22 protein-coding genes and 1 pseudogene are annotated in these 24,928 nt (G+C 71.0%); 17 read left to right on the plus strand and 6 right to left on the minus strand.

The annotated features are described in order from the left end of the window. Window positions 1–68: 68 nt before the first annotated feature. From ACZ4UV_RS40580 to ACZ4UV_RS40645, 14 genes are all read left to right on the plus strand, one after another. Window positions 69–1,340, plus strand: a complete 1,272-nt coding sequence (locus ACZ4UV_RS40580; RefSeq protein WP_451021080.1) for a GAF domain-containing protein — start codon at window positions 69–71, stop codon at window positions 1,338–1,340. 172 nt (window positions 1,341–1,512) lie between these two features. After that, the gene (locus ACZ4UV_RS40585; protein ID WP_451021081.1) at window positions 1,513–2,847 is read left to right on the plus strand and encodes a hypothetical protein; all 1,335 of its coding nucleotides are present in this window, start codon (window positions 1,513–1,515) and stop codon (window positions 2,845–2,847) included. Between the two features lie 42 nt (window positions 2,848–2,889). Beyond that, on the plus strand, window positions 2,890–3,468 hold the full coding sequence (locus ACZ4UV_RS40590) for a GNAT family N-acetyltransferase (RefSeq protein WP_451021082.1): 579 nt from the start codon (window positions 2,890–2,892) through the stop codon (window positions 3,466–3,468). Between the two features lie 104 nt (window positions 3,469–3,572). Continuing rightward, window positions 3,573–3,656 carry a putative leader peptide gene (locus ACZ4UV_RS40595; protein ID WP_309500612.1) on the plus strand — a complete coding sequence of 28 codons (84 nt, stop codon included), beginning with the start codon at window positions 3,573–3,575 and terminating at the stop codon, window positions 3,654–3,656. 128 nt (window positions 3,657–3,784) lie between these two features. After that, complete coding sequence (locus tag ACZ4UV_RS40600; RefSeq protein WP_451021083.1) at window positions 3,785–5,482, plus strand: nitrite/sulfite reductase; 1,698 nt, start codon at window positions 3,785–3,787, stop codon at window positions 5,480–5,482. Continuing rightward, entirely contained in the window at window positions 5,479–5,658 is a 180-nt protein-coding gene (locus ACZ4UV_RS40605; protein WP_351328653.1) for a hypothetical protein, read from the plus strand. The genes ACZ4UV_RS40600 and ACZ4UV_RS40605 overlap by 4 nt, the downstream gene beginning before the upstream one ends. Continuing rightward, window positions 5,655–6,365: a phosphoadenylyl-sulfate reductase gene (locus ACZ4UV_RS40610; RefSeq protein ID WP_467844999.1), complete on the plus strand. Its 711-nt coding sequence runs from the start codon at window positions 5,655–5,657 to the stop codon at window positions 6,363–6,365. The genes ACZ4UV_RS40605 and ACZ4UV_RS40610 overlap by 4 nt, the downstream gene beginning before the upstream one ends. After that, entirely contained in the window at window positions 6,362–6,937 is a 576-nt protein-coding gene (gene cysC, locus ACZ4UV_RS40615; protein WP_351493068.1) for an adenylyl-sulfate kinase, read from the plus strand. Before ACZ4UV_RS40610 ends, cysC begins: the two co-directional genes overlap by 4 nt. Beyond that, window positions 6,934–7,872, plus strand: a complete 939-nt coding sequence (cysD, locus tag ACZ4UV_RS40620; RefSeq protein WP_467845001.1) for a sulfate adenylyltransferase subunit CysD — start codon at window positions 6,934–6,936, stop codon at window positions 7,870–7,872. The genes cysC and cysD overlap by 4 nt, the downstream gene beginning before the upstream one ends. A 2-nt stretch (window positions 7,873–7,874) precedes the next feature. Beyond that, entirely contained in the window at window positions 7,875–9,212 is a 1,338-nt protein-coding gene (locus ACZ4UV_RS40625) for a sulfate adenylyltransferase subunit 1 (RefSeq protein WP_467845004.1), read from the plus strand. A gap of 231 nt (window positions 9,213–9,443) precedes the next feature. Then, window positions 9,444–10,553: an aliphatic sulfonate ABC transporter substrate-binding protein gene (locus ACZ4UV_RS40630; RefSeq protein WP_467845007.1), complete on the plus strand. Its 1,110-nt coding sequence runs from the start codon at window positions 9,444–9,446 to the stop codon at window positions 10,551–10,553. A gap of 35 nt (window positions 10,554–10,588) precedes the next feature. Beyond that, window positions 10,589–11,374 carry an ABC transporter ATP-binding protein gene (locus ACZ4UV_RS40635; RefSeq protein ID WP_390034824.1) on the plus strand — a complete coding sequence of 262 codons (786 nt, stop codon included), beginning with the start codon at window positions 10,589–10,591 and terminating at the stop codon, window positions 11,372–11,374. Next, window positions 11,361–12,239 (plus strand): ABC transporter permease, encoded by an 879-nt coding sequence (locus tag ACZ4UV_RS40640; protein ID WP_451019695.1) that lies wholly within the window; start codon window positions 11,361–11,363, stop codon window positions 12,237–12,239. Before ACZ4UV_RS40635 ends, ACZ4UV_RS40640 begins: the two co-directional genes overlap by 14 nt. Before the next feature lie 5 nt (window positions 12,240–12,244). Beyond that, entirely contained in the window at window positions 12,245–12,985 is a 741-nt protein-coding gene (locus tag ACZ4UV_RS40645) for a sirohydrochlorin chelatase (protein ID WP_451019696.1), read from the plus strand. A 182-nt stretch (window positions 12,986–13,167) separates the two neighbouring features. Here ACZ4UV_RS40645 and ACZ4UV_RS40650 read toward each other — a convergent pair whose 3' ends face one another. Beyond that, window positions 13,168–15,810, minus strand: a complete 2,643-nt coding sequence (locus ACZ4UV_RS40650; RefSeq protein WP_451019697.1) for a right-handed parallel beta-helix repeat-containing protein — start codon at window positions 15,808–15,810, stop codon at window positions 13,168–13,170. A gap of 172 nt (window positions 15,811–15,982) precedes the next feature. Then, entirely contained in the window at window positions 15,983–16,534 is a 552-nt protein-coding gene (locus tag ACZ4UV_RS40655; protein WP_467845014.1) for a DUF1697 domain-containing protein, read from the minus strand. A gap of 395 nt (window positions 16,535–16,929) precedes the next feature. Here ACZ4UV_RS40655 and ACZ4UV_RS40660 point away from each other — a divergent pair, with 395 nt between their 5' ends. Further along, the gene (locus ACZ4UV_RS40660) at window positions 16,930–19,173 is read left to right on the plus strand and encodes an MMPL family transporter (RefSeq protein WP_451019699.1); all 2,244 of its coding nucleotides are present in this window, start codon (window positions 16,930–16,932) and stop codon (window positions 19,171–19,173) included. A gap of 99 nt (window positions 19,174–19,272) precedes the next feature. Here the strand turns inward: ACZ4UV_RS40660 and ACZ4UV_RS40665 are convergent. Both ACZ4UV_RS40665 and ACZ4UV_RS40670 read right to left on the minus strand, forming a co-directional pair. Continuing rightward, window positions 19,273–19,731: pseudogene (locus ACZ4UV_RS40665) on the minus strand (extracellular solute-binding protein); the annotation flags it as partial. A gap of 38 nt (window positions 19,732–19,769) precedes the next feature. Further along, a complete protein-coding gene (locus tag ACZ4UV_RS40670; RefSeq protein ID WP_467845018.1) occupies window positions 19,770–21,092 on the minus strand; it encodes an RNA-guided endonuclease InsQ/TnpB family protein in 1,323 nt (440 codons plus the stop codon). 23 nt (window positions 21,093–21,115) lie between these two features. Between ACZ4UV_RS40670 and tnpA the strand changes: the two genes are divergently transcribed. Continuing rightward, on the plus strand, window positions 21,116–21,544 hold the full coding sequence (tnpA, locus tag ACZ4UV_RS40675; RefSeq protein ID WP_467845020.1) for an IS200/IS605 family transposase: 429 nt from the start codon (window positions 21,116–21,118) through the stop codon (window positions 21,542–21,544). Window positions 21,545–21,836: 292 nt separating this feature from the next. Beyond that, window positions 21,837–22,700: a phosphotransferase enzyme family protein gene (locus ACZ4UV_RS40680; RefSeq protein ID WP_467845023.1), complete on the plus strand. Its 864-nt coding sequence runs from the start codon at window positions 21,837–21,839 to the stop codon at window positions 22,698–22,700. A gap of 130 nt (window positions 22,701–22,830) precedes the next feature. Here ACZ4UV_RS40680 and ACZ4UV_RS40685 read toward each other — a convergent pair whose 3' ends face one another. Both ACZ4UV_RS40685 and ACZ4UV_RS40690 read right to left on the minus strand, forming a co-directional pair. Then, the gene (locus tag ACZ4UV_RS40685) at window positions 22,831–23,550 is read right to left on the minus strand and encodes a 3'-5' exonuclease (RefSeq protein WP_451019701.1); all 720 of its coding nucleotides are present in this window, start codon (window positions 23,548–23,550) and stop codon (window positions 22,831–22,833) included. A gap of 115 nt (window positions 23,551–23,665) precedes the next feature. After that, complete coding sequence (locus ACZ4UV_RS40690; protein ID WP_451019702.1) at window positions 23,666–24,907, minus strand: SAV2148 family HEPN domain-containing protein; 1,242 nt, start codon at window positions 24,905–24,907, stop codon at window positions 23,666–23,668. Window positions 24,908–24,928 lie beyond the last annotated feature (21 nt).

Genomic DNA, 24,928 nt, shown 5'->3' on the forward strand with positions numbered 1-24,928 from the left:
GGCTTGACAGCGACTCATCGATGCCTTTTCGAGGCGTATCCGGGAGGACCTCAGTGGGGAACCCGCCGATGGACGTGGCGCGACTCGCCGCGAAGGACGCGGCGCAGACGGCGCGGGTACTGAACGAGGTGCGCGAGGCCAGACTCGCCGGACAGCGTGGGCGCGTCTCACCCCGACCGGTGATCGAACAGTCCTGGGGGCGGATGCTGCGCAGCGGCGTCGACCCCGACCACGACTTCCGGTCCGGGCTGCTGTCCGCCGACGAAGTCCGGCGCAGACGCGAGGAGTCACCGCTCAAGGACGTGCTGCCGGTGCTGCGCGAGGGACTGCTTTCGGTCGCGGACGTCGCCCAGCACATCATGGTGGTGGCGGACGCCGCCGGCCGCGTGCTGTGGCGGGAGGGATCCTCGCCGGTGCTGCGCAAGGCGGACGGGCTGGGCTTCGAACTCGGCGCCGACTGGCGCGAAGACGTCGTCGGGACCAACGGGATCGGCACCCCGGCGGTGGTGCGCAGGCCGGTGCAGGTGTTCGCCGCCGAGCACTTCGTCCGCTCGCACGTCTCCTGGACGTGTTCCGGCGCCCCGATCACGGATCCCCGGGACGGCAGCCTGCTCGGCGTGGTGGACGTCAGCGGCCCGCTGGAGACCATGCATCCGGCGACCCTGGCCTGGGTGGACTCGGTGGCGAAGCTCGCCGAGGCCCGGCTGCGGGAGGTGCACCTGGACGCGCTGGAGCGGCTGCGGGCGGTCGCGGCGCCGGTGCTGGCCCGGCTGGGCGGGCGGGCGCTGGTGGTGGACGCCGACGGCTGGACCGCGGCGGTCACCGGCATGCCGTATCCACGGCGGCTCGCGCTGCCCAAGTCGCTGTCGCCGGGCCGCCGGTGGCTGCCCGCGCTCGGGCTGTGCGCGGTGGAGCCGCTGGCCGGTGGCTGGCTGCTGCGGGCGGTGGACGAGCCGGCGCCGGCGGGCGGGGACCGGCTCGTGCTCGACCTGGCCCGGCCGCGCCGCCCGTGCGTGACGGTCGGCGGCGGCGCGGTCTCCTGGTCCCATGAACTCAGTCCCCGGCACGCCGAGTTGCTGTACCTGCTGGCGGTGCGGCGGGGCGGGCGCAGCGCGGCCGGGCTGGCCGAGGACGTGTTCGGGGACGCCTCGCGGACCGTGACCGTACGCGCGGAGATGTCCAGGATCCGGCGGTACCTCGGGGCGCTTCTCGAACACCGGCCTTACCGCTTCCGGGAGGACGCGGAGATCGAGGTGCTGCTCCCCGACGACCCGCGCGACCTGCTGCCGTCCTCGACCGCCCCGGCGGTGACCGCGTCCCGGACGCCCGGACGTATTTAACACAGCCGTATTTAACGCATCCGGGGCAGTCAGGGAGGTATCTTCCGCATATTTGCGGGGTCTTCGAGATACGGCGGCCCCGGCTGCCGTAGCATCCCGGTACGGGCTCCCCACCTGCTCCTCGGTCAACGCTTTGACCATCAGGCGCAGTTGGCCCGCCTCGGGAGGAGACATGAAGCATCGCGGCAGACACCGGCGGCGCAGACGGGGTGCGGCCCTGCGCGCTGCCCTGGCCGGCACCGCGCTGGCGCTCACCGCGGCGGCCACGATCGTCAGCGCCTCACAGGCCACGGTCGCCGAGGACCCCGGCGCGCTGAAGCCACTGACCTCCACCGCCGACACCGCCCGGCTGCAACTCCGGGAGCACCTCGTACCGCGCCGCTCGCTGGACCGGCTCGCCTCGGCGATGGGCGGCACGGTCGGGGTCGCCGACATACTGGCCGCCTCGGACCACACCCTGCGCGAGGCGGCCGACTGCGACTCCGACGACCGGGACTCGCTGCCGGTCACCCCGGCCGCCACCGCGGCGTACTGCTGGGACCCCACCGACACCCTCACCGACGACTGGAAGCCGGCCTCGGTGACCACCTCCTCGGAGGCCGACGACGACGGCCTGTGGGGCGCCAACCGCGTCGTGCTGGCCGGCTGGACGCACAGCACCTCCACCGGTCCCGCCGCCTCCCGGGGCCTGGCCAGGGTCGCGGTGATCAACGCGAACGACCCGGCCCACCCCTCGTACTCCTGGGTCCTGCTGGCCGTGCCCAGCGCCGACGGCGGCAACTACCGGGGCCTGGCCTCGCAGATCTCCGGCATGGCCTGGTACGGGGACAAGCTCCTGGTCACCACCGTCCAGGGCAGCGCCGACGCGCTCTACGTCTACGACCTGAACCGCATCCAGCGCACCTCGGTGCTGACCGAGGCGGTCGGCCGGGTGTCCGGCGGCTGGTCGGCCGACGGTTTCCGGTACGTGATGCCGGCCGTGGGCTCGTACCGCTTCACCGCCGGGCCCTGCTCCCGGACCGGTGCGCCCTGTCCGAGCGCGCTCTCCGTGGACCGGGGGACGGCCCCGGACAGCCTGGTCCTCGGCGAGTGGACACCCGCCGGCAGCGACCAGCACGCCCGGCTGTGGCGGTACGCGTTCGACGAGAACCCGAAGCGTGCCGGACTGCTCGCCACGGACCCCTCCGGCCGGGCGGACGCGGTCGAGGCGTACCGGACCGGGGCCTCGGAGATCCGGGGCGTCCTGTCGTACCGGCCGCCGGGCGCGACCGGCTCCGAGTGGTACGTCGGGCACCTGCCCGGCGCCATGGACGGGCACGGCAGCCTGTGGCGGCAGGACACCGAGGGCGCGGACGGAGCCCGCTGCGGCTCGGACGCCTCGCACCGCTGCTGGGCCGAGGACACCGGCTCGCTCTCCTACGCGCCCGACACGGGCGAGGTGTGGTCGGTCTCGGACCGCATGCTGTTCTCGGTCCCGCTGCGCTCGATCGACGCGTCACTCGGATAACAGCCGTCGACACGTCCGGGGCCGGGATGATTGCCTGGCCCCATGAGCAGCATCGTCGTGACCACCTGGTCCCTGGAGCAGACCTCCCCGGCCGACCTCCTGCCCGCCGCCGCCCCGGACGGCGGCACGGTCGGGATCGTCCGCGCCGAGGTCCCCTCCCCCGAGTTCAGCCGGTTCCTGTACGCCTCGGTCGGCGGTGACATCCGCTGGACCGACCGGCTCGGCTGGAGCTACGCCCGCTGGCAGCAGCACCTGGCGCGGCCGGGCGTGGAGACCTGGGTCGCGTACGACCGGGGCACCCCGGCGGGCTACGTGGAACTCGAACCGCAGGACGACGGTGTGGTGGAGATCGTCTACTTCGGCCTGGTCCCGGCCTTCCGGGGCCGCCGCATCGGCGGTCACCTGCTTTCGTACGGCGCCGCGCGCGCCTGGGACCTGGCGGAGCGGTGGGACGGACTGCCGCCGACGAAGCGGGTGTGGCTGCACACGTGCAGCCTGGACGGCGAGCACGCGATGGCGAACTACCAGCGGCGGGGGTTCCGGCTCTTCGACACGAAGGCCGAGGAGGAACCGGACGTCTCGGCGCCCGGACCGTGGCCCGGGGCGCACACCACCGCGTGAAACCCGGCGTGACCCACAACACTCTGTCTCAATATTCAGAATAGATTAGTCCGAATCGCGGACGATGGTGGACTGGCCGGAGATCCGCGTGACACGCTTCCGTCATGTCTGGAACTGGAATTGCCTTGGTGAGTCGGCGGCACGTCGACCTCGGCCGCATGTCCAGCGCCATCTGTCCGGCGGGCTGAGAGCACAGCACCGCCGCGCTGTCCTGTCCAGACCTCTCCCCCTGCGCAACGCCGCGCAGACATGCCCCATGCGCCCCTAAGCGCAGGTCAGAGCCGCTTCCCGCCTGTCCCGAAGGACGTATATCGCCATGGCCGCCACCCCGCAGAACCCTGCCGCCTCCGCGCCCCGCCGCAAGGTGAGCCGTCACCGTGGTGAGGGTCAGTGGGCTATGGGTCACTACACCCCGCTCAACGGCAACGAACAGTTCAAGAAGGACGACGACGGTCTCAATGTGCGGACACGCATTGAGACGATCTACTCCAAGCGTGGCTTCGACTCGATCGACCCCAACGACCTGCGCGGACGGATGCGCTGGTGGGGCCTGTACACGCAGCGCAAGCCCGGCATCGACGGCGGCAAGACGGCCGTCCTGGAGCCGGAGGAGCTGGACGACAAGTACTTCATGCTGCGGGTGCGCATCGACGGCGGGCGGCTCACCACGCAGCAGCTGCGGGTGATCGGCGAGATCTCGCAGGAGTTCGCCCGGGGCAGTGCGGACATCACCGACCGGCAGAACATCCAACTGCACTGGATCCGCATCGAGGACGTCCCGGAGATCTGGAACCGTCTCGAGGCGGTCGGCCTGTCCACCACCGAGGCGTGCGGCGACTGCCCGCGTGTCGTGATCGGCTCGCCGGTGGCCGGCATCGCCGAGGACGAGATCATCGACGGCAGCTGGGCGATCGACGAGATCCACGAGCGGTACATCGGCAGCAAGGAGTTCTCCAACCTGCCGCGCAAGTTCAAGACGGCGATCTCCGGATCCCCGCTCCTGGACGTCGTGCACGAGATCAACGACGTGGCGTTCGTCGGTGTCGAGCACCCCGAGCACGGCCCCGGCTTCGACCTGTGGGTCGGTGGTGGCCTGTCCACCAACCCGAAGATCGGTGTCCGGCTCGGCGCCTGGGTTCCGCTGGCGGAGGTCCCGGAGGTGTGGGCCGGTGTGGTCGGCATCTTCCGGGACTACGGCTACCGTCGGCTGCGCACCCGCGCCCGCCTGAAGTTCCTGGTCGCCGACTGGGGCCCGGAGAAGTTCCGCCAGGTGCTCCAGGACGAGTACCTCAAGCGCGCGCTCGTCGACGGCCCCGCGCCGGCCGAGCCGCTGCAGCGCTGGCGGGACCACGTCGGTGTGCACCGGCAGCAGGACGGCAACTTCTACGTCGGGTTCGCCCCGCGCGTCGGCCGCGTGGACGGCGCCACCCTCGCGAAGATCGCGGACCTCGCCGAGGCCCACGGCTCGGGCCGGGTGCGGACCACCGTCGAGCAGAAGATGATCATCCTCGATGTCACCGAGGCGCAGGTCGAGTCGCTGGTCGAGGCCCTGGAGGCGCTGGACCTGACCGCCAAGCCGTCCCCGTTCCGGCGCGGCACCATGGCCTGCACCGGCATCGAGTACTGCAAGCTCGCCATCGTCGAGACCAAGCAGCGCGGCAGCGCGCTGATCGACGAGCTGGAGCGGCGGCTCCCCGAGTTCGACGAGCCGCTCACCATCAACCTCAACGGCTGCCCGAACGCCTGCGCCCGTATCCAGGTCGCGGACATCGGTCTCAAGGGCCAGCTGGTCCTGAACGACGCGGGCGAGCAGGTCGAGGGGTACCAGGTGCACCTGGGCGGCGCGCTCGGCCTGGAGGCCGGGTTCGGCCGCAAGGTCCGTGGTCTCAAGGTGACCTCGGAGGAGCTGCCGGACTACGTCGAGCGGGTGCTCAAGCGCTTCCTGGCGGAGCGCGCGGACGGCGAGCGGTTCGCCGCCTGGGCGTCCCGCGCCAGCGAGGAGGCCCTCTCATGAGCGAGCGGGCCGCCCCCTTCTACTGCCCCTACTGCGGCGACGAGGATCTGCGTCCGAGCGAGCAGGGCCACGGCGCCTGGGAATGCGCGGCCTGCAACCGCGCATTCCAGCTGAAGTTCCTCGGGCTGCTCGCCCGGGGGCTGAAGCACTCCGAAGCTGGAGGGGAACAGATATGACCACGGCTCAGGAAGACCGCACGACCGACGAGTTGAAGGCGCTGGCCGAGCAGGCCGGGCGCGACCTCGAGGACGCCTCCGCGCTGGAGATCCTCCAGTGGGCGGTGGACACCTTCGGCAAGGGCTTCTGCGTGACCTCCTCCATGGAGGACGCGGTGGTGGCCCACCTGGCGTCCCGCGTCCAGAAGGGCGTGGACGTCGTCTTCCTCGACACCGGCTACCACTTCCCGGAGACCATCGGCACCCGGGACGCGGTCGAGGCCGTGATGGACGTCAACGTCATCACCCTCACCCCGCGCCAGACGGTCGCCGAGCAGGACGCGGAGTACGGCCCGAAGCTGCACGACCGCGACCCCGACCTGTGCTGCAAGCTCCGCAAGGTCCAGCCGCTGGAGCGCGGGCTGAACAACTACACCGCCTGGGCGACCGGGCTGCGCCGTGACGAGTCGGAGACCCGGGCGAACACCCCGGTCGTCGGCTGGGACGAGAAGCGGCAGAAGGTCAAGATCTCCCCGATCGCCCGCTGGACCCAGGACGACGTGGACGCCTACGTCGCCGAACACGGCGTACTGACCAACCCCCTGCTGATGGACGGCTACACCTCCGTCGGCTGCGCCCCCTGCACCCGCCGGGTGCTGGAGGGCGAGGACGCACGCGCCGGCCGCTGGGCGGGGCGGGCCAAGACCGAGTGCGGACTGCACGGATGACGACCACCGGGCCTTCGACGAACCAGGAGAACAACGTGACGACCGGAGCCACCGTCTGGCTCACGGGTCTGCCGAGCGCCGGCAAGACCACCATCGCGTACGAGCTGGCAGGCCGGCTCCGCGAGGAGGGCCACCTCGTCGAGGTGCTCGACGGCGACGAGATCCGCGAGTTCATCTCCGCGGGCCTCGGCTTCAGCCGCGAGGACCGGCACACCAACGTGCAGCGCATCGGTTTCGTCGCCGAACTGCTGGCCCGCAACGGCGTCAAGGCGCTCGTCCCGGTGATCGCCCCCTACGCGGACAGCCGCGACGCGGTGCGCAAGCGCCACGAGGAGAACGGCACCGCGTACGTCGAGGTGCACGTGGCGACCCCGGTCGAGGTGTGCTCGGTACGCGACGTGAAGGGTCTGTACGCCAAGCAGGCCGCGGGCGAGCTGACCGGGCTGACCGGCGTCGACGACCCGTACGAGGAGCCCGAGACGCCCGATCTGCGGATCGAGTCGCAGCACCAGAGCGTGCAGGAGTCCGCGGCGTCCGTGTACGCCCTGCTGAGCGGGAAGGGACTGGCATGACGACGACCGTGGCGGCTCACGGGGAGGGCACGGGCACCCCGTACGCCCTGTCCCACCTGGACGCGCTGGAGTCCGAGGCGGTCCACATCTTCCGCGAGGTGGCAGGTGAGTTCGAACGGCCGGTGATCCTGTTCTCCGGCGGCAAGGACTCCATCGTCATGCTGCACCTGGCGCTCAAGGCGTTCGCGCCCGCGGCGGTCCCGTTCTCGCTGCTGCACGTGGACACGGGACACAACTTCCCCGAGGTGCTGGAGTACCGGGACCGTACGGTCGAGAAGCACGGGCTGCGGCTGCATGTGGCCTCCGTGCAGGACTACATCGACCGGGGCGTGCTCAAGGAGCGCCCGGACGGCGTCCGCAACCCGCTGCAGACGCTGCCGCTGACCGAGAAGATCCAGAGCGAGAGGTTCGACGCCGTCTTCGGCGGCGGCCGCCGCGACGAGGAGAAGGCCCGCGCCAAGGAGCGCGTCTTCTCCCTGCGCGACGAGTTCTCCCAGTGGGACCCGCGCCGCCAGCGCCCCGAGCTGTGGAACCTCTACAACGGCCGGCACGCCCCCGGCGAGCACGTCCGCGTCTTCCCGCTCTCCAACTGGACCGAGCTGGACGTCTGGCAGTACATCGCCCGCGAGGGCATCGAGCTGCCGCAGATCTACTTCGCGCACGAGCGCGAGGTCTTCCAGCGCAACGGCATGTGGCTGACCGCCGGCGAGTGGGGCGGCCCGAAGGGCGCCGAGGCCGTCGAGAAGCGCCAGGTGCGCTACCGGACCGTCGGCGACATGTCCTGCACCGGTGCCGTCGACTCCGACGCCGGCACGCTGGACGCCGTGATCGCCGAGATCGCCGCCTCCCGGCTCACCGAGCGCGGCGCCACGCGTGCCGACGACAAGCTCTCCGAGGCCGCGATGGAAGACCGCAAGCGCGAGGGGTACTTCTAACCATGAGCACGAGCACCACGGAACTCGGCCTCACCGAGACGACCCTGCTGCGGTTCGCGACCGCCGGTTCGGTCGACGACGGCAAGTCCACCCTCGTCGGACGGCTGCTGCACGACTCCAAGTCGGTCCTCGCCGACCAGCTGGAGGCCGTCGAGCGAGCCTCCGCCAGTCGCGGCCAGGACGCCCCGGACCTCGCCCTGCTGACCGACGGGCTGCGGGCCGAGCGGGAGCAGGGCATCACGATCGACGTGGCGTACCGTTACTTCGCCACGCCCCGGCGCCGGTTCATCCTCGCCGACACCCCCGGGCACGTGCAGTACACCCGCAACATGGTGACGGGTGCCTCCACCGCAGAGCTGACCGTGGTCCTGGTCGACGCCCGCAACGGCGTCGTCGAGCAGACCCGCCGGCATGCCGCGATCGCCGCCCTGCTGCGCGTCCCGCACGTCGTCCTCGCCGTCAACAAGATGGACCTGGTCGGCTACCAGGAGGCGATCTTCGCCGGGATCGCCGAGGAGTTCACGGCGTACGCGACCGAGCTGGGTGTCCCGGAGATCACCGCGATCCCGATCTCGGCGCTCGTCGGCGACAACGTCGTGGAACCGTCCGCGAACATGGACTGGTACGGCGGCCCGACCGTCCTGGAGCACCTGGAGACCGTCCCGGTCAGCCACGACCTGGCGCACTGCCACGCCCGGCTGCCCGTGCAGTACGTGATCCGCCCGCAGACCGCCGACCACCCGGACTACCGGGGGTACGCCGGCCAGATCGCGGCCGGCACCTTCCACGTCGGCGAACCGGTCACGGTCCTGCCGTCCGGCCGGACGACGACGATCTCGGGCATCGACCTGCTGGGCAACCCGGTCGACACGGCGTGGACCACCCAGTCGGTGACCCTCCTGCTCGCGGACGACATCGACGTCTCGCGCGGCGACCTGATCGTCCCGACCAAGGACGCCCCGGCGACCACCCAGGACGTCGAGGCGACCGTCTGCCACGTCGCCGACCAGCCGCTGACCGTCGGCCACCGGGTGCTGCTCAAGCACGGCACCCGCACGGTCAAGGCGGTCGTCAAGGACATCCCGTCCCGTCTGACGCTCGACGACCTGTCCCTGCACCCGCACCCGGGACAGCTCGTCGCCAACGACATCGGCCGGGTGAAGATCCGTGCCGCCGAGCCGCTGCCGGTCGACTCCTACGCCGACTCGCGCCGCACCGGCTCGTTCATCCTGATCGACCCCGCCGACGGCACCACGCTCACCGCGGGCATGGTCGGCGAGTCGTTCGCCTCCCCCGAGCCGGTCAAGGACGAGACCGAAGACGACGGCTGGGACTTCTGACATGACGATGACCGACGTCTACTCGACGTTCGCGAAGGAGGGCGGCCGCGTCGGCAGCGGCGACCTCGGGAGCGGGCAGGGCGGGGTGGCGCGATGTGCGTGCTGACGTACGCGCACTGCCTGCGCGCCCTGGCCCCCCACCCGACGTCCCGGATGCGACGAAGACCTGCCGACCTCCCGGCCACGACCTGAGAGACCGTGACCGCCGGGCCAACGAGAGGAAAGCCTCCCGTGCCTGCCTACCGCTCCAAGCTCCTTCGCCGCGGCATAGCCGCGCTCGCCGCGCTCCCCCTGCTCACGCTCGCCGCCTGCGGGTACGGGTCGGACTCCGACAAGAGCGACACCACCAAGGTCGCCGCCGGGGCCAAGAAGATCGACGGTCTCGACACCGTCAAGATCGGCTACTTCGGCAACCTGACCCACGCGACCGCCCTGGTCGGCAACCAGAAGGGCTTCTTCCAGAAGGAGCTCGGTGCCACCAAGGCCAAGTACGCGATCTTCAACGCCGGGCCCTCCGAGATCGAGGCGCTCAACTCCGGCTCGATCGACATCGGCTGGATCGGCCCCTCCCCGGCGATCAACGGCTACACCAAGTCCAACGGCACCGACCTGAAGATCATCGGCGGTTCGGCGTCCGGCGGCGTGAAGCTGGTCGTCAACCCGAAGAAGATCAAGTCGCTGGCGGACGTCAAGGGCAAGAAGATCGCGACCCCGCAGCTGGGCAACACGCAGGACGTGGCGTTCCTCAACTGGGTCGCCGAGCAGGGCTGGAAGGTCGACGCGCAGAGCGGCAAGGGTGACGTCACGGTCGTCCGCACCGACAACAAGATCACGCCGGACGCCTTCAAGGCCGGTTCGATCGACGGCGCGTGGGTGCCGGAGCCGACCGCGTCCAAGCTGGTCGCCGAGGGCGGCAAGGTGCTGCTCGACGAGTCCTCGCTGTGGCCCGACAAGAAGTTCGTGATCACGAACATCATCGTGTCGCAGAAGTTCCTCAAGGAGCACCCGAAGGTCGTCGAGGCGGTCCTCAAGGGCTCGGTCGAGACCAACAAGTGGATCAACGCCAACCCGGACGCGGCGAAGGCCTCCGCCAACAAGCAGCTGGCGGTCGACTCCGGCAAGGCGCTGCCCGACGACGTCCTGAACTCGGCCTGGTCATCCATCAAGTTCACCGACGACCCGCTGGCCTCCACCCTCAACACCGAGGCCCAGCACGCCGTCAAGGCCGGTCTGCTCACCGACCCGCTGCTGAAGAACATCTACGACCTGACGATCCTCAACAAGGTGCTGAAGGCCGACGGCCAGAGCCCGGTCGACGCCGCCGGTCTCGGCAGCAGCTGACGCCGGTCCCGACGAGATCCCAGGAGGTGACGACCATGGCCACGACCACGACACTCGCCAAGGCCGACGAGTCGGTCGAGTACGCGGCACGCCTTGAGCATGTCTCGAAGTCCTTCGCGACTCCGGGCGGGCAGCAACTCGTCCTGGACGACATCACCCTCGATGTCGCGCCGGGCGAGTTCGTCACCCTCCTGGGGGCCTCGGGCTGCGGCAAGTCCACGCTGCTGAACCTGGTGGCGGGGCTCGACCGGCCCACCGCGGGCTCCATCGCGACGGACGGGCGGCCCGCCCTGATGTTCCAGGAGCACGCCCTCTTCCCGTGGCTGACCGCGGGCAAGAACATCGAACTCGCCCTGAAGCTCAGGGGGGTTCCCAAGAACGACCGCCGGGACAAGGCCGAGCAGCTGCTCGAACTGGTCCGGCTGAGGGGCGCGTACGGCAAGCGCGTCCACGAGCTGTCCGGCGGTATGCGCCAGCGGGCGGCCCTGGCCCGCGCGCTCGCCCAGGAGAGCAGACTCCTGCTGATGGACGAGCCGTTCTCGGCCCTGGACGCCATCACCCGGGACGTGCTGCACGACGAGCTGACCCGGATCTGGCAGGAGACGGGGCTCTCCGTCCTGTTCGTCACGCACAACGTGCGCGAGGCGGTACGGCTCGCCCAGCGGGTGATCCTGCTCTCGTCCCGGCCGGGCCGGATCGCCCGCGAGTGGGAGGTCGGCATACCGCAACCGCGCCGCATCGAGGACGCGCCGGTGGCCGAGCTGTCCCTTCAGATCACCGATGTACTGCGTGGGGAGATCCGCCGCCATGGCCAGCACTGACACGACAGCCTCCCCGGACTCCGGGAGCGTGGAGGCGGGCCTGGACGCGCTGGAGACCACCCCCACCGGCCGGCCGGCCCTCCGCCAGACCTTCACCGCCAAGATCCTGCCGCCGATCATCGCGCTCGCCGTGGTCCTCGTGGTCTGGACGCTTCTCGTCCCGGTCGTCGACGACCCGTCCAAGCTGCCCTCGCCGACGGCGGTCGGCGACGCGTTCAAGGACGCCTGGCTCAAGGGCGACCTGCTCGGCTACATCTGGACCAGCGTCAGCCGCGGCCTGCTCGGCTTCCTCTTCGCGCTCGTCATCGGTACCCCGCTCGGGCTGCTGGTGGCGCGGGTGAAGTTCGTGCGCGCGGCGATCGGCCCGATCCTGTCCGGCCTCCAGTCGCTGCCGTCGGTGGCGTGGGTGCCGCCGGCCGTGATCTGGCTGGGCCTGAACAACTCGATGATGTACGCCGTGATCCTGCTCGGCGCGGTCCCGTCCATCGCCAACGGCCTGGTGTCCGGCGTCGACCAGGTGCCGCCGCTGTTCCTGCGGGCCGGGCGCACCATGGGCGCGACGGGCGTCAAGGGCATCTGGCACGTCGTGCTGCCCGCCGCCATGCCCGGCTATGTGGCCGGTCTGAAGCAGGGCTGGGCGTTCTCCTGGCGCTCGCTGATGGCGGCGGAGATCATCGCGAGCTTCCCGGACCTCGGCGTGGGCCTCGGCCAGCTCCTGGAGAACGCGCGCACCGCCAGCGACATGGCCATGGTGTTCGAGGCCATCATCCTGATCCTGTTCGTCGGTATCGCGATCGACCTGCTGATCTTCAGTCCGCTGGAGCGGTGGGTGCTGCGCAGCCGCGGCCTGCTGGTGAAGAGCTGAGGTCCATGCCTGCGAAGCCCGTTCTCCTCGTCATCGCCCACGGCAGCCGCGATCCGCGGCACGCCGCGACCGTCCACGCCCTGGTGCGCCGGGTACGGTCGCTGCGGCCCGGGCTGCGCGTGGAGACGGGCTTCCTGGACTTCAACGTCCCGTCCGTGCACGGGGTGCTGGAGTCCCTGGCGGCGGAGGGCGTCGGTGACGTCGTGGCCCTGCCGTTGCTGCTGACCCGCGCCTTCCACGCGAAGGCGGACATCCCGGCGGTGCTGCGGGACGCGCCGCCCCGGCTGCGGATCCGGCAGGCGGAGGTGCTGGGCCCGTCGCCGCTGCTCCTGTCGGCCCTGGAACGGCGGCTGTACGAGGCAGGGCTGGCCCCCGCCGACAAGTCCTCGACCGGGGTCGTGCTGGCCTCGGCGGGGTCCTCCGACCCGGAGGCGATCGCGGTGATCGCGCATCTCGCGCGCAAGTGGCGGGACACCGGCTGGTGTGCCGTGCGGCCCGCGTTCGCCTCCGCGTCCCTGCCCCGCACCGAGGACGCGGTACGCGAGCTCCGGGAGCTGGGCTGCGCCCGGGTCGCGGTGGCCCCGTACGTCCTCGCCCCCGGTTTCCTGCCCGACCGGATCGCGCGGGGCGCGGCGGAGGCGGACGTGCTGGCCGAGGTGCTCGGCCCGGCGCCGGAGGTGGCGCGGGTGCTGCTGGAGCGGTACGACGCGGCGCGCACCCCGGCCCTGGCCGCCCTGGGCGCCTGACCGGCCTGGCGCAGGCGTTCGCGGTCCGGCGCTCCCCTGGTCTCCGTCGGACCGCGAACGGCCGGCCCGCGGCGGGGCTCCGGGGAGCCTCGTCGCCGTGGCCGGCACTTGGTTCTGCGTATCGGACGGCGAAGGTGTCACACCTGGCGCTTTACCGGTTCAGATGCCCAACGACATGTCCTCTATTGGGTGGTTGACGCGGTGGTGGCGCTGACGGTGGCCGCCGGTCCCACGCCGGCCGCGGTCACCGCGGCGACGGTCACGGTGTAGCGGGTGCCCGGCCGCAGTCCGCCGATCACCCGGAACATGCCCTTGGCGGAGGGCCGGGTGACCAGGACGTCCCGTCCGGTGACGTCGATCGGGGTACGGCCGTCGGAGACGGTCACCCGGTAGCCGACGACCTCGGCGTCGCCCGTGGCGGTCGGCGGGGTCCAGGCCAGGGTGGCCGCGGTGGCCGCCGTCCGCAGCCTGGGGCCGGTGGGCGCGGCCGGGAGAGTGCTCGCGGCGGCCGGGGCCAGGGGCGCCGAGGCCAGCGAGGGGGCGCTCTCGCCGCGGGCGTTGCGGGCCGTGACCGTCACCGTGACGGGGCTCCCTTCCGGCACCCCGAGGCGGATCAGCGCGGTCCGCTTGAACTCGGCGGCGGAGACGTCCTGTTCGGCGACCTGACGGCCCGCCGCGTCGTAGGCCCGGGCCGTGTATCCGGTCACCGGCGAACCCCCGTCCGCGAAGGCCGGGTTGAAGGTCACCCACAGCGCGTCGGCACCGGCCGTGCTCGTCCCGACCCGGGAGGGCGCCTCGGGCACGGAGAGGGCGCCGGTCCGGCGGTCGAGCAGGTGACGGTAGGCGGGTTCGAGTCCGGCTGCGTCCAGGACGGTCGACGGTACGTCGGACAGGCCCGCCATGATCTGGTTCCCGGTGGTGACCAGGCCCTTGTTGTCGCCGTCGGCCGTGCCCTCCTCCCACCAGTTGTCCTTGACCAGGGTCGGGTCGTTGTTGCCGAGGGTGTCGCGGTAGTCGGTGTGCCGGGAGGCGACGTTGGCGTAGGAGGCGTTGTAGAGGACGTTGCCCTCGACCGTCTCGTAGGTGCAGCCGTTGTCGGTGTAGACGTTCTTTCCGAGGCCCCACTGGTCGTGGATGACGTTCCCGGTGACCTTCTCGCCGTCGGTCATGGAGGTGCCGGTCAGTCCCTGGGTGTAGATGCCGCCGCCGTCGTCGAGCATCTGCATGTAGTCGAAGATCAGGTTGTTCCGTACGGCGTTGTCGTGGCTGGGGTTCGGGGTGGCCGGGTCGCCGATCTTGTCGGGCCAGCCGCCCCAGCCCAGCGAGACGGCCGAGTAGCCGACGTGGTCGATCTGGTTGTGGGCGATGGTGTCGTCCTGGGTGTAGCCGTTGAGGATCGCGACTCCGCCGTGGTACTCGCGGGGCAGCCCGTAGAGGTGGTTGTCCGTCACCTGGACGCCCGCGGCCGGGTCCTGGCCGTCCACGCCCCCGACCTCGACCCCGTTTCCGGAGATGTCGGTGAAGACGCTCCCGCTGACCGCGGAGTCCGTCGAGCCCGCCCCCAACTCCAGTCCGGACGCGCCCAGGTGGGCGAAGACGTCGTCGGCGAAGTCGATGTGCCGGCCGTGGGCGAAGGACACGTTGCCCGGCATCTTCGTCCAGGACGCGAAGGGGCAGGTGCCGCCCTCGACGTACTGGCACAGCCCCTGGGTGGCCCAGCCCTCGTCCCCGGTGATGGTGTAGCCGGCCTGGATCTCGGAGAAGCCCTCGGCCGTCGACGGGGTCAGCCAGGTGGCATAGCCGAACTCGACGCCCTTGAAGGTGATGTCGTGCACGGGCGCGTCCGCCGTGCCCCGCCCCTCGACCAGCTTCTCGGCAGCGGCGGCCTCGACGTCGGCCCGGCCGAGGTGCTCGCCCTTGCGGGGCAGGTAGTAGACCCGGTGGGCGCTCCGGTCGAGGTACCACTCGCCGGGCTGGTCGAGGAGTTCGTAGGCGTTCTCGACGTACGACGGCTCGCCGCCGTTGGTGAGCTTGCCCGGACCGACCATGCTCACAGTGCGGCCGGGGATGTCGGGGAACTCCACGCGTTTGTTGGAGTTGTCCCAGCAGGGCTGGGTCATGGTGATCGTGGTGCCCTCGGCGGCGGCGATGCGGCAGCGCGGCTCGGTCCACTGGCCGAGGCCGTTGCGCTCGACGTTCCAGAGTGCCTCGCCGCTGGTGTACACGAACTCGGCGTCGGCCGGGTGCTTCCAGTGGGCGATGGCGTCGGAGGAGGCGCTGTAGCCGGTGGCGGTCTGTGCGAGCGTCACCGGGACGGCCCCGCGGGCCCGTTGCGCGCGCACCCCGTCGACGTACAACTGCCGCGTGTCGCTGAGCCCTCGGGGTGCCGGTGCGGACCACAGTCCGGCGCGGCCCGGCACCCGCTGCCAGCCGGTGACCTGGCGTCCGCCGCTGATCAGGGTGGCGTCGCCGGTGCCCTGCCAGATGACCTTGTGGCCGTTGCCGCCGGAGTCCCGGGCGTCGAGGACGAGGGGCCCGGTGCGGCGGTAGGTGCCCGGGGCGAGGTGGACGGTCAGGTCGGCGCGCTGGTGGGCGACTCTGGCCCGGACCAGGTCGCGGGCGCGGTCCAGGGTGCGGACAGGGTGGCGGGCGCTGCCGTCGGCGTGGTCGTCGCCGGTCGGTGCCACGTAGACGTCGGAGGATGCGGTGGCATCGGCGCCGGCCTCGGCCTTCGCCGCGGCGGCCGGGGCGGCGAGGCTCGGGGTGCCGAGGGTGAGAGCGGCGGCGACCAGGGTGACGAGGGCGGCTCTTCGGTGCGTGGGCATGTACCCCTCCCGTGGGATCAGCCTGTACCCAACGCCCGGAAAGGTAGGAGCATTTGGATGCCCCGGTCAATGAATGTGACGGAATTAGTCGCCCGGATCCAGCCAACTCCCTTGATTCATCCGATCAGTATGTAAGGTCTGGTCACCGGCCCCGGTCCTCGGACCCGGAGGGTCACGCCCCCTCGGCCGTCAACTCCACCAGCTTGACCACCGTGTTCCAGTTCCGGGTCGTGGCGGTCAGCCCCTTGTGGATCCTGGGCCGGGACAGCGCCTCGGCGAGCTTGGAGCGGCCGAGGCCGTCCGGGGCGTACAGGTACAGGGCGCGGTCACCCAGGCGGAACTCCTCGGGGAGGTGGGCGGCCGGGTCGATGTCCGCGTAGCGCTCCGCGGTGACCGGCGCGGAGAGGTACGTGACGTGCAGCTGCTTGGCCGCCAGTTCGGCGGCCGGGAACGGGCAGGCCGCCGCGACCGCCGCCAGGTAGGCGTGGTCGCGGACGAGCACGTCGACGGAGAACCCGAACCGCTCCTCGATCGCCCCGGTCAGCTCGGCCGCCAGGGAGTCGGCGTCCCCGTGGGCGGCGGCGAAGACGGCCTGTCCGCTCTGCAGGTAGGTCTGGACGGAGTCGTACCCCAGTCCGGTCATCAGCGCGCGCAGGTCGGCCATCGGGAGCTTCTTGTTGCCACCCACGTTGATCCCGCGCAGCAGCGCCGCATACGTCGTCATTCGAACACCTTAGAACGGCCGTCGTGCCCCGTGGGGGTTGGCACGACGGCCGTGCCGGTCAGGCCGGGCTGCCCGAAACTCTGGCCGATCCGACCGGTCCGGATCAACTCCTACACGCACCTGTGACTTGTTCAACAAGGTTTCGTAATCACAAAGAGGATCCACGGCGTCGGATGGGACGTCCCTGATCATCACCCCCGAGATGGGTGGATAGATGTAAGGGCCCGACATCCTCCCAGGCGACGAGGGACGGCCGCCGGAGTTCACCGGGCAGCACGAGGAGTCGGTCTTATCCGGCCCATACCTTCGAATCGAACGAAGGAAGTCGTGAAGAGAACGTGGCGGCCGGGGCCGTCACCGCACACGAGGGGGGCATACCCGTCATGGATCCCGTCATGGGGAACGGAACGCGGGTGCGGGGGCTGGCGGCCCGGGCCGGCGGCTGGAGCGCCCGGCACCGCTGGGCCGCCGTGGGCATATGGGTGCTGTTCGTCGTCCTGGCGATGGGGCTCGGCTCGGCGGCCGGCCGGGTCGACGTCGACGAGAGCGACCAGCTCAAGGGCGAGACCCACACCGCGGCGAAGATCATCGACGACGCGGACATCAAGGAACCGGCGAGCGAGACCGTCCTGATCCAGTCCAAGGACCCGTCGGTCAAGGCCACGGACGCCGCCTTCAAGGCAGCCGTCACGGATGTCGTGAAGGCCGTCGACGGCACCGGCAAGGTCACGGACGTCACCTCGCCGTACGTCACCGGGACGATCTCGAAGGACGGCCGCAGCGCGCTGGTCCAGTTCGACATGCGCGGCGACTCCGAGACCGCCGGCGACCGGGTGGAGCCGGTGCTCGACGCGGTGGCCGGGGTGCAGAAGGCGCACGGCACGCTGCGGATCGAGGAGATCGGCGGCGCCAGCATGAACAAGCAGTACGACGACGCCTTCGGCAAGGACTTCCAGCGGGCCGAGTACTCCGCCGTGCCGGTGGCCTTCGGCATCCTGCTGATCGCGTTCGGCGCGCTGGTGGCGGCCCTGCTGCCGGTGGGCCTGGCGATCACCGCGATCATGGCGACGATGGGCCTGATGGGCCTGGTCAGCCACCTGCAGCCGATGAGTGACACCGCCAACTCCGTGATGCTGCTGGTCGGCATGGCGGTCGGCGTCGACTACTGCCTGTTCTACCTGCGCCGGGAGCGCGAGGAGCGGGAGGCCGGCCGGGACGCGGGCGCGGCGCTCCGGATCGCCGCCGCCACCAGCGGCCGGGCGATCATCGTCTCCGGTGTCACGGTGTGCGTGGCGATGGCGGGCATGCTGTTCACCGGGCTCGCCGAGTTCGAGGCGATGGGCCTGGCCTCCCTGATGGTCGTCGCGGTCGCCATGGTCGGCTCCGTGACCGTGCTGCCCGCGCTGCTCTCCCTGCTGGGCCACCGGGTGGAGAAGGGTCGTATACCGTTCCTGCGGCGCCGCCAGCGGGCCCACGGGCCGTCCGAGAGCCGCTTCTGGACGGCCGTGCTGCGGGGCGTCCTCGCCAGGCCGCTGGTCTCCGTGCTCGTCGCGGTGGGCGCGCTGCTCGCGGTCGCCGCTCCCGCCCTCGGCATGAAGACCTCGCAGCTCACCCTTGACCAGGAGTTCGGGAACTCGCTGCCGATCGTGCAGACCTACGACCGCGTCAACCAGGCCTTCCCGGGCGGCTCGGAGCCGGCCGAGGTGGTCGTCAGGGCGAAGGACATCAACGCCCCGGAGGTCAGGCAGGCGCTGACCGACTTCAAGGAGCGGGCGATCAGCTCGGGCGCCTCGCGCGGCCCCGTCGACATCAAGCTGCACGACGCCCAGAACGTCGCCCTGATCACCGTGCCGCTGGTCGGCGGCTCCGACCTGGACAAGGCCGGCAAGAGCCTGCAGAAGCTGCGCGACGAGGTACGGCCGGCCACCCTCGGCAAGGTCGCCGGCGTGCAGGCGCCGATCACCGGAAACGTCGCGGGCAACCAGGACTTCAACGACCAGCTGCTCGGCTCGGTCGTCCCGGTCTTCGCCTTCGTGGTCGTCTTCGCCTTCCTCCTGATGCTGCTCTCGTTCCGCTCGCTGACGGTCGCGGTCACCTCGATCCTGCTCAACCTGCTCTCGGTGGGCGCCGCCTACGGCATCCTCGTCGCCGTCTTCCAGCACGGCTGGGGCGCCTCGCTGGTGGGCGCGGAGGGCGTCGGCGCGATCGTCACCTGGCTGCCGCTGTTCCTCTTCGTGATCCTGTTCGGCCTGTCCATGGACTACCACGTGTTCGTGGTCTCCCGGATCCGTGAGGCCCGGCTGCGCGGCCGGTCCACCAGGGAGGCGATCCAGCACGGAGTGGTCACCACGGCCGGGGTCGTCACCAGCGCCGCCGTCATCATGGTCGCCGTGTTCGCGATCTTCGGCACGCTGTCCATGCAGTCCATGAAGCAGATGGGCGTGGGCCTGGCGGCCGCGGTCCTCATCGACGCGACGATCATCCGGGGCGTGCTGCTCCCGGCGGTGATGGCGCTGCTCGGCGAGCGCAACTGGTACCTGCCCAGCTGGCTGCGGTGGCTGCCGGACCTGACCCACGACGAGTCGCCGGAGGCCGACGCGCCGGTGGCGCGGGGCGAGCAGGAGCGGCTGCCGGTCTGAGCCGTGCGGCAGCACCTGCGGCAACGCGTGCGGCAACACCCTTCGACACAGGGTCCGTTGGTCTCCGGGGGAGCCAACGGGCCCTGTCCCCTGTGGGCCTCAGCGCTGGTAGCGGGCCAGCACCAGGTTGCCGTCCTTCTCCAGGCGGTGGCGGAGTTCGTCGAGGCCGATGGCCCCGCTGTAGTACTCCTGGAGGGCCGGGGTGGCCACCTTGTCCTTCCACTCGGGGTAGCCGCGGACCGTCCGGGCGGGGGCCGGGCTCAGGCGCCCGGCCAGGGCGGTACCGGTGGCCCAGCCGTACTTCGCGGTGCGCAGGGCGGGATCCTTCAGGGCCTGGGTTCCGGTGGGCAGCATCCAGTCGCCGAGGGCGAGCCGGACCATGTTCTGCGGCCGCAGCAGGAAGTCGATGAACTCGGCCGCCTCCTTCTTGTGCGGGCTGTCCGCGGCGACGGACAGCGTCTGCGGGCTGACGCCCTGGGCGAGTCCGTCGGCGCCGGCCGGGGCGGGCAGCACCTCCCAGTCGAAGCCCTTGGGCGCCTGCTGGACGATCTGCTGACGTTGAAGTGTTCTCCCTCGCGAACGAGGAAGACTCCTGCCTACCTTGCGGCGGCGGGCTTGACGCCACGGGGACGCCTGACGACTGCCCTCCCGGCAGCCGGGATGAGCGCGTGGCCCATCCGGTACAGGTGCAGGATGTTCCGGGCTGCGTTCCAGTCGGCGTTGCCCGACCACCCGCAGTCGGGGTTTTCACACACGAACGTGGCCTGCTCTTCCCGACTGCCTGGTGTGGTGAAACCACAGGCCGAGCAGCACAGGGAGGTGCCGGGGGCGGGGACCTTGTGCAGGGTGCCTCCGTGGCGGGCGGTCTTGTACGTCAGCGTCGTCACGGTGCGGCCCCATGCCTCCTGGCTGATGGAGCGGTTTAGGCCGGACTTCTGCGCGACGTTCCTACCGGGTTCCTCGATGGTGCCCCTGGCGGACTTGACCATGTTCTTGATGGTGAGCTGTTCGACCACGACAGTGCCGTACCGCTTGGCAATGCTGGTAGTGGTCTTGTGCTGCCAGTCAACGGCGCGGCGCGTGGCTGTTGCGCGGAGCCGCTTGATCTGGTCGTAGGTGTGCCGCAGGCGGCGGGAGGCCTTCTCCCCGCGCTTGCGGTGGTGCTGACGCCTGGCGGCGCGTTGTTCCAGGCCAAGCAGTTTGGCCTTCTCCCGCGGGTTCAGCCACTTGTCCCGGTCGGCTGTCCCGCCGGGGAGGCGGGGCGGGCGTCCGTGGTCCTGGTGGTCGCCGTCGGAGAGAGCGAGGGGCAGGTTCACCCCGGCATCGATGCCGACCTCGGTTCCCTGGTGGGGCTCGGGCCCTGCTTCGAGGGTCTGGACGCGGAAGGCGATGTGCCAGCCGAGCTCGTCCTTGACCAGCCGCGCCCCGGTGATCCGGTTCTCCTTGTCGGCACGCTTGCCCACGGGAAGGTCCTTGGTCCAGCGGAACCGGACCCGACCGGTCTTGGGGATGGTGACCAGGCCCCAGCGGCGGTGCACGCGGGTGATGGTCAAGTCTCGCCCCTGCGGGATGTCCACGGACATCACCGTGCGAATGCGGGCCTTGAAGTTCGGCGCGTCGGCGCGGCCGTCCCAGCAGTTCTTCCATGCCTGGAAGTACGTCTTCAGTACGGCTTGCGCGGCCTGGGCGGGGAGGACGGCGAGCCAGTCGATCTCGCTTCGGGCCTGGCGGATCGCCGTGTCCGCGGCAGCCAGAGAACGCTTGTCCCTGGGCAGCATCGTCCACCAGTCGTGCAGCAGGTTCCACAGGGTGCGGGCCGCGTGCGCCTGGTCGTCCATGAGCCGGATCTGCGCAGGGGGCAGCGCGAGTCGGGCACGATGCCCGAACTGCCGCTTCTTCCATACACGTTCCGTGATCACTCGAACACGATAACATTTGGTTCATGTCACCACGGTGGATTCCGAATCCCGATGTACGCACCGGTCGTCACGTCGTCCACAACCTGCATGTGCACTTGGTCTTTGTCACTACGTATCGGCGCAAGGCTATGACGGACGCCATGCTGACCAGGTGCGAGGAGATCATGCGGGAGGTCTGCCAGGACTTCGAGGCCGAGCTGAAGCAGTTCAACGGCGAAGAGGACCACGTGCACCTCCTGGTGCACTATCCGCCCAAGGTCCAGCTCTCCAGACTGGTCAACTCCCTCAAGGGCGTCTCCTCCCGCTACCTGCGCAAGGAGTACGACGCGCACGTACGCCGGTACCTGCGGGGCGGACGTTTCTGGTCCGGCTCGTACTTCGCCGGAAGCTGCGGCGGAGCACCGCTGACCGTCGTACGCCAGTACATCGAGAACCAGCAGCGCCCCGTATGACCTGACCAAGGCCAACGGCGCAGATCCTCGTCCAAAGGCCGTGGGCAGAGCAATATTGAGATGCCCTTCACCTCCGCCGTGAACGGGAGAACCCTGCGCAAGGCCAAAGGTAGATGCCGTCGCCGAAGGTCGCCGTCTGCCAACTTCGCTGCGATACGCCCGTCAAGGCACCGCGCACCCGGTCCGGCCTCCGTGGATGCGAGACTGACCGCCGGATGGCGAGAAGACGACGCCGTGTGCACGCGCACAGCCACGGGCGCGCGGGCTTCGCGGACGGACACGGAGGCGGACCATGGACGAGGCAAGGGCGCGGGACGTACTGGCGGCGGCGGGTGTGCTGCCCGGTGCGGCGGCCGGCGCCTCGCTGCTCGCGCTGGGCGAGAACGCGGTGTTCGCCGCGGGGGACCTGGTGGTGAAGGTCGGCCGGGACGCGGAGCTCCTCGACCGGGCCCGCCGGGAGCTGGAGATCGCCGGGTGGCTGGCGGAGGCGGACGTGCCGGCCGTACGCACCGCCGAGCCGAAGGCGCTGCTCGTCGAGGGCCACCCGGTGACGGTGTGGCACCGGCTGCCGGATCCGGTGCGGCCGGCCGAGCCGCGGGATCTGGCCGAACTGCTGCGGATCGTGCACGCACTGCCCTCTCCTTCCTTCGCGTTGCCGCCCCGCGAGTTGCTGGACGGTGTGGAGCGCTGGCTGCGGCTGGCCGGCGACGCGATCGCCCCCGCCGACGCGGCGTACCTCCGGGAGCGCCGGGACGGCTTCGCGACGGCCGCGGCCGCGCTGACGCCCCGCCTGACGCCGGGGCCGATCCACGGGGACGCGCTCCCCCGCAACGTGCACGTCGGTCCGGACGGCCCGGTCCTGGTCGACCTGGAGACCTTCTCCTCCGACCTGCGCGAGCACGACCTGGTGGTGATGGCACTGTCCCGGGACCGGTACGGGATGCCGGCCGAGGCCTACGATTCGTTCGTCACGGCCTACGGGTGGGACGTACGCGAGTGGGAGGGCTGCGGTGTACTCCGCGGCGCCCGGGAGACGGCCAGCTGTGCCTGGGTCGCCCAGCACGCGCCGAGCAACCCGAAGGCACTGGCCGAGTTCGAACGCCGCGTGGCGTCGCTACGGGAGGACGACGAGTCGGTGCGCTGGTACCCCTTCTGAGGAGCGCCCGCCGAGGAGCGCCCCAAAGGGGCGCGGGGCTGTGTTGGATGTGCGGCTACCGCCGCGTGGGCGCGACCAGCCACGACGGCGCCGCAGCCGAACGACCACGCACCGCAGCGTTTCCGGGCACTCAGACGACGTCGGCCAGCTCCCGCAGGGGCCACGCCCCGTCCACCACCGCGTCGGCCTCCCCCTTGCGCCGCAAGAACTGCTGGAAGTCCGCCGCCCACTCCGCGTACCACTCCACCTGGCGCCGGTGCAGCTCCGCCGGACCCAGCGCCGCGATCTTCGGGTGGCGCTCGGCTATCGCGCCGGCCAGCCGCGCCGCGGCGAGGGCGTCGGCCGAGGCGTTGTGGGCCGCGGCGAGGGTGATGCCGTACTCGGCGCAGACCGCTTCCAGGTTCCGCTTGCCGCGGCGGTAGCGGTCGACCCAGCGGTCGATGGTGTACGGATCGACGACCGGCGCCGGGTCGAGGCCGCCGAGGCGGTCGGAGAGGGACCGGAGTCCGTGCCGGCGCAGCTCCGCCGAGAGCAGGGTGAGGTCGAAGGTCGCGTTGTAGGCGACGACCGGGACACCGGTCTTCCAGTAGCCGGTGAGGACGTCGGCGAGGGCGTCGGCGACCTGGTCGGCCGGTCTGCCCTCGGCCGCGGCCCGCTCGTTGCTGATGCCGTGCACCGCCACCGCGTCGGCCGGGATCTCCACTCCCGGATCCGCCAGCCACTCGCGGCGGCCCAGTTCCTGCCCGGCCCTGACCTCGATCACGGCCCCCGTGACGATCCGTGCCTCGCGCGGATCCGTACCCGTCGTCTCCAGGTCGAAGCCGATCAGGAGCTCCTGGTGCCAGCCCATGGGCGGCCCCCCTTCTTGGTGGTGCTTTCCCCCAGTGGTCTCCACCCTCGCATGCGGCACTGACAATCAGACGACCGCGTTCCGCTTACCGGCACGTCCGGGTCGCACACGCGCGTCAGGACACCGGACGCGAATCCGCCCAAGCCGTCTCGAACTCCTCGCGGTATGTCGGGAAGAGACCCGTCTCCACGACGTCGTCCGACGTGACCACCTTGCTGCCGTTGCGGAGCACCAGGACGGGTGACTCCATCCCGCGCGCCCCGCGCAGATAGGACTGGATGATCCCGACGCCGTCGGCGCCGTCGCCGTCCACCAGGTAGGCGGAGAAGCGGGGGGTGTCGTCGTACACCTGGATCTCGAAGGCGCCCGGGTCGCGCAGCCGGGAGCGGACCCGGCGCATGTGGAGGATGTTCATCTCGACCGAGCGGGCCAGTTCGCCCCGTTTCATCCCGAGTTCGCGCTCGCGGCGCTTGACCGCGCTGGAGGCGGGGTTGAGGAAGAGGAGGCGGACCCGGCAGCCGGTCTCGGCGAGGCGGACCAGGCGGCGGCCGGAGAAGTTCTGCACGAGCAGGTTGAGGCCGATGCCGATGGCGTCCAGGCGGCGGGCGCCGCCGAAGAGGTCCTCGGCCGGGAACTGGCGCATGAGGCGGACCCGGTCGGGGTGGACGGCGACGACGTCCGCGTAACGGTCGCCGACCAGGTCCTCCACGGCGTCGACCGGCAGCCGGCGCGCGGAGGGCACGTCGCCGCCCGCGCCGAGCATCTCCAGGAGCCGCGCGGAGGCGCGCTCGGCCTGGTCGAGGACGGCCCCGGACAGCGCCCGGTTGCGGGAGACGACGTTGCGGGTCACCTCCAGCTCGTCCAGGGCGAGTTCGACGTCCCGGCGCTCGTCGAAGTACGGCTCGAAGCACGGCCAGTGCTGCACCATCAGCTCGCGCAGCTGGGGCAGGGTGAGGAAGCTGAGCACGTTGTCGTCGGCGGGGTCGAGCAGGTACCCCTTGCGGCGGCTGACCTCGCGGACCGCGACGGCCCGCTGGACCCACTCCTGGCCGGCCGGACCGGCCGCGGCGACCACCCACTCGTCGCCGTGGACGGGTTCGTAGATGGGCCGCAGCACGGCGGCCACGACCGTGCGCATCCGCTGCTCGACGAGGTTCAGCCAGATGTAGGCCCGGCCGGCCCGCTGGGCGCGCGTACGCACCTCCAGCCAGGCGTCGGCGTCCCACTCCAGCTCCGGCCCGATGGAGCCCGTGGCGTCCATCGGCCGGGCCAGGGACACCGCGCCGGGCGGGACGTCTTTGGAGTTCCCCTCGTGACCCTCGTCACCAGGGGGCAGCTCCAGGCCTCCCGAGCCCACCCGTGCACCGCCTTCCGCTCC

This window comes from Streptomyces sp. NPDC028289, assembly GCF_055565975.1.

Bases quoted from the DNA above. Each gene is read 5' to 3' on its own strand.
- ACZ4UV_RS40580 (WP_451021080.1), top strand. From the start codon at position 69: ATGGACGTGGCGCGACTCGCCGCGAAGGACGCGGCGCAGACGGCGCGG.
- ACZ4UV_RS40585 (WP_451021081.1), top strand. From the start codon at position 1,513: ATGAAGCATCGCGGCAGACACCGGCGGCGCAGACGGGGTGCGGCCCTG.
- ACZ4UV_RS40590 (WP_451021082.1), top strand. From the start codon at position 2,890: ATGAGCAGCATCGTCGTGACCACCTGGTCCCTGGAGCAGACCTCCCCG.
- ACZ4UV_RS40595 (WP_309500612.1), top strand. From the start codon at position 3,573: ATGTCTGGAACTGGAATTGCCTTGGTGAGTCGGCGGCACGTCGACCTC.
- ACZ4UV_RS40600 (WP_451021083.1), top strand. From the start codon at position 3,785: ATGGCCGCCACCCCGCAGAACCCTGCCGCCTCCGCGCCCCGCCGCAAG.
- ACZ4UV_RS40605 (WP_351328653.1), top strand. From the start codon at position 5,479: ATGAGCGAGCGGGCCGCCCCCTTCTACTGCCCCTACTGCGGCGACGAG.
- ACZ4UV_RS40610 (WP_467844999.1), top strand. From the start codon at position 5,655: ATGACCACGGCTCAGGAAGACCGCACGACCGACGAGTTGAAGGCGCTG.
- cysC (WP_351493068.1), top strand. From the start codon at position 6,362: ATGACGACCACCGGGCCTTCGACGAACCAGGAGAACAACGTGACGACC.
- cysD (WP_467845001.1), top strand. From the start codon at position 6,934: ATGACGACGACCGTGGCGGCTCACGGGGAGGGCACGGGCACCCCGTAC.
- ACZ4UV_RS40625 (WP_467845004.1), top strand. From the start codon at position 7,875: ATGAGCACGAGCACCACGGAACTCGGCCTCACCGAGACGACCCTGCTG.
- ACZ4UV_RS40635 (WP_390034824.1), top strand. From the start codon at position 10,589: ATGGCCACGACCACGACACTCGCCAAGGCCGACGAGTCGGTCGAGTAC.
- ACZ4UV_RS40640 (WP_451019695.1), top strand. From the start codon at position 11,361: ATGGCCAGCACTGACACGACAGCCTCCCCGGACTCCGGGAGCGTGGAG.
- ACZ4UV_RS40645 (WP_451019696.1), top strand. From the start codon at position 12,245: ATGCCTGCGAAGCCCGTTCTCCTCGTCATCGCCCACGGCAGCCGCGAT.
- ACZ4UV_RS40650 (WP_451019697.1), bottom strand. From the start codon at position 15,810: ATGCCCACGCACCGAAGAGCCGCCCTCGTCACCCTGGTCGCCGCCGCT.
- ACZ4UV_RS40655 (WP_467845014.1), bottom strand. From the start codon at position 16,534: ATGACGACGTATGCGGCGCTGCTGCGCGGGATCAACGTGGGTGGCAAC.
- ACZ4UV_RS40660 (WP_451019699.1), top strand. From the start codon at position 16,930: ATGGGGAACGGAACGCGGGTGCGGGGGCTGGCGGCCCGGGCCGGCGGC.
- tnpA (WP_467845020.1), top strand. From the start codon at position 21,116: ATGTCACCACGGTGGATTCCGAATCCCGATGTACGCACCGGTCGTCAC.
- ACZ4UV_RS40680 (WP_467845023.1), top strand. From the start codon at position 21,837: ATGGACGAGGCAAGGGCGCGGGACGTACTGGCGGCGGCGGGTGTGCTG.
- ACZ4UV_RS40685 (WP_451019701.1), bottom strand. From the start codon at position 23,550: ATGGGCTGGCACCAGGAGCTCCTGATCGGCTTCGACCTGGAGACGACG.